Origin of the sequence: Kitasatospora sp. NPDC047058, assembly GCF_040643935.1 — a bacterium.
Lineage (GTDB): Bacteria > Actinomycetota > Actinomycetes > Streptomycetales > Streptomycetaceae > Kitasatospora.
In genome coordinates this window covers 1-3,469 of the sequence record NZ_JBEYVJ010000583.1, presented here as the reverse complement: position 1 = coordinate 3,469, position 3,469 = coordinate 1, and the positions used below count along the sequence as shown (strand labels likewise).

General features: G+C 69.7%; 1 protein-coding gene. It reads right to left on the bottom strand.

The window, feature by feature from the left end:
• Positions 1 to 67: 67 nt before the first annotated feature.
• Positions 68 to 3,469 (bottom strand): multifunctional oxoglutarate decarboxylase/oxoglutarate dehydrogenase thiamine pyrophosphate-binding subunit/dihydrolipoyllysine-residue succinyltransferase subunit (locus ABZ885_RS37795; RefSeq protein WP_360199210.1); only part of this gene is annotated, 3,402 nt, incomplete at its 5' end.

Genomic DNA, 3,469 nt, shown 5'->3' with positions numbered 1-3,469 from the left:
CCCCGCGCGGAGTGCGCGGGGCCGGGGCCGTGGTCCGGACGACGACGGGGCGCGGTGCCCCGGGGCGTCAGATCGTGAAGATCTCCTCCAGCAGCGCCTGCTGCTCGGCGGCGTGACGCTTGGCCGAGCCGACCGCCGGGGCCGAGGAGGCCGTGCGGGCGACGCGGCGCAGGCGCGAGCCGTTGGCGCTGCGGCCGATGACGACCTGCAGGTGGTCGACCAGGTTCATCGCGATGAACGGCCAGGCACCCTGGTTGGCCGGCTCCTCCTGCGCCCAGATGAACTGGACGTCGTCGCCGTAGCGGGCCAGCTCCTCCTGGAGCTCGGCGACCGGCAGCGGGTAGAGCCGCTCGACCCGGACGATCGCGGTGTCGGTGACCCCGCGCTCGGTACGGGCCGCCTCGACGTCGTAGTAGAACTTGCCCGCGGTGATGACCACCTTGCGCACGTTCGCCGGGTCGACGGTGGTGTCGCCGATGACCGGGCGGAACGAGCCGGACAGGAACTCCCCGGTCGCACTCGCCGCGGCCTTCAGACGCAGCATCGACTTCGGGGTGAAGACGACCAGCGGCTTGTGGTGCGGGTTGTGCGCCTGCCAGCGCAGCAGGTGGAAGTAGTTCGACGGCAGGGTCGGCATGGCGACCGTCATGTTGTCCTGCGCGCACATCTGGAGGAAGCGCTCCGGGCGGGCGGACGAGTGGTCCGGGCCCTGGCCCTCGTAGCCGTGCGGCAGCAGCAGGGTGACGCCGGAGTGCTGGCCCCACTTCTGCTCGGCGGAGGCGATGTACTCGTCCACCATGGTCTGCGCGCCGTTGACGAAGTCGCCGAACTGCGCCTCCCACATGACCAGCGCGTTCGGGCGGGTCAGCGAGTAGCCGTACTCGAAGCCCATCGCCGCGTACTCGGACAGCAGGCTGTCGTACACGGTGTAGCGGGCCTGGTCCTCGGTCAGGTAGAGCAGCGGCGTGTAGTCCTCACCGCTGTTCCGGTCGATCAGGACGGCGTGCCGCTGGCCGAAGGTGCCGCGGCGGGAGTCCTGGCCGGCCAGGCGGACCGGGTGGCCCTCCATCAGCAGCGAGCCGATGGCGAGGGTCTCGCCCATCGCCCAGTCGATGGTGTTGTCCTCGACCGAGCCGGCGCGGCGCTGCAGCTGCGGCAGCAGGCGCGGGTGGACGGTCAGCCAGTCCGGCAGGTTGACCTGCGAGGCGGCGATCCGCTTGACCATCTCCTCGGAGATGCCGGTCTGGATGGAGACCGGGAAGTCGGCGACCGGCTTGCCGTTGGCGGGCTGGGCCGGGGCCTGGGCGGCGTCGCGGACCTCGGCGAAGACCTTCTCCAGCTGGCCCTGGAAGTCCTGGAGCGCCTGCTCCGCCTCTTCCATGGTGATGTCGCCACGGCCGATCAGGCCCTCGGTGTACAGCTTGCGCACCGAGCGCTTCTTGTCGATCAGGTCGTACATCAGCGGCTGGGTGAACGACGGGTTGTCGGCCTCGTTGTGACCGCGGCGGCGGTAGCAGATGAGGTCGATCACGACGTCCTTGTGGAACGCCTGGCGGAACTCGAAGGCGAGCCGCGCGACGCGGACCACGGCCTCCGGGTCGTCGCCGTTCACGTGGAAGATCGGGGCCTCGATCATGCGGGCCACGTCGGTGCAGTACATCGAGGAGCGCGAGGACGCCGGGGCGGCGGTGAAGCCGACCTGGTTGTTCACCACGACGTGCACGGTGCCGCCGGTGCGGTAGCCGCGCAGCTGCGACATGTTCAGGGTCTCCGCGACGACGCCCTGGCCGGCGAAGGCCGCGTCGCCGTGGATCTGGATCGGCAGCACCGGGAAGGTCGTGCCGCCCTGGTCCAGGATGTCCTGCTTGGCGCGGGCGATGCCCTCGACGACCGGGTCCACGGCCTCCAGGTGGGAGGGGTTCGCGGCGAGCGAGACCTTGATGGTCTCGCCGTCCAGGCCGGTGAAGGTGCCCTCGGAGCCGAGGTGGTACTTCACGTCGCCGGAGCCGTGCATCGACTTCGGGTCGAGGTTGCCCTCGAACTCGCCGAAGATCTTGCCGTACGGCTTGCCGACGATGTTGGCCAGCACGTTCAGGCGGCCGCGGTGGGCCATGCCGATGACGGCCTCGTCGAGGCGGTGCTCGGCGGCGGAGTCGATGGTGGCGTCCAGCAGCGGGATGAGCGACTCGCCGCCCTCCAGCGAGAACCGCTTCTGCCCGACGTACTTGGTCTGCAGGAAGGTCTCGAAGGCCTCGGCCGAGTTCAGCCGGCGCAGGATGCGCAGCTGCTCCTCGCGCTCCGGCTTGGTGTACGGCTTCTCCAGGCGCTCCTGCAGCCACTTGCGCTGCTTCGGGTCCTGGATGTGCATGTACTCGATGCCGACGGTCCGGCAGTAGGTGTTGCGCAGCAGGCCGAGGATGTCGCGGAGCTTCATCATCCGCTGGCCGCCGAAGCCGCCGACCGCGAACTCGCGCTCCAGGTCCCACAGGGTGAGGCCGTGCGTGGTGACGTCCAGGTCGGGGTGCTTGCGCTGCTTGTACTCCAGCGGGTCGGTGTCGGCCATGAGGTGGCCGCGGACCCGGTAGGAGTGGATCAGCTCCATGACGCGCGCGGTCTTGTTGACCTCGTCGTCGTGGGTGGTGGCGACGTCGGTGGCCCAGCGGACCGGCTCGTACGGGATCCGCAGCGACTCGAAGATCTCGTCGTAGAAGCCGTTCTCGCCGAGCAGCAGGCGGTGGATCTCGCGCAGGAACTCGCCGGACGCCGCGCCCTGGATGACGCGGTGGTCGTAGGTCGAGGTCAGCGTCATGATCTTGGAGACGCCGAGCCGGGACAGGGTCTCCGGGGCGGAGCCCTGGAACTCGGCCGGGTACTCCATGGCGCCGACGCCGACGATGGTGCCCTGGTTCTGCATCAGGCGCGGCACGGAGTGCACGGTGCCGATGCCGCCGGGGTTGGTCAGCGAGACCGTGACGCCGGTGAAGTCGTCCATGGTCAGCTTGTTGGCGCGGGCCCGGCGGACGATGTCCTCGTAGGCCTGCCAGAAGCCGAAGAAGTCGAGGGTCTCGGCCTTCTTGATGGCCGCCACGACGAGCTGGCGGTCGCCGTTCGGCTTCACCAGGTCGATGGCCAGGCCCAGGTTCACGTGCTCGGGCTTGACCAGGTACGACTTGCCGTCCTTCACCTGGTAGCTGTGGTTCATGCCCGGCGCGGCCTTGATGGCCTGGACCAGGGCGTAACCGATCAGGTGGGTGAAGGAGACCTTGCCGCCGCGGGCGCGCTGCAGGTGGTTGTTGATGACGATGCGGTTGTCGATCAGCAACTTGGCGGGCACCGCACGGACGGACGTCGCGGTCGGCACCTCCAGCGAGGCGTCCATGTTGGTGGCGACGGCCTTGGCCGGGCCGCGGAGCTGGATCAGCTCGGGGCCGGTCTCGGCGGCCGCGGCCGGGGCCGGGGCGGCGGCCTT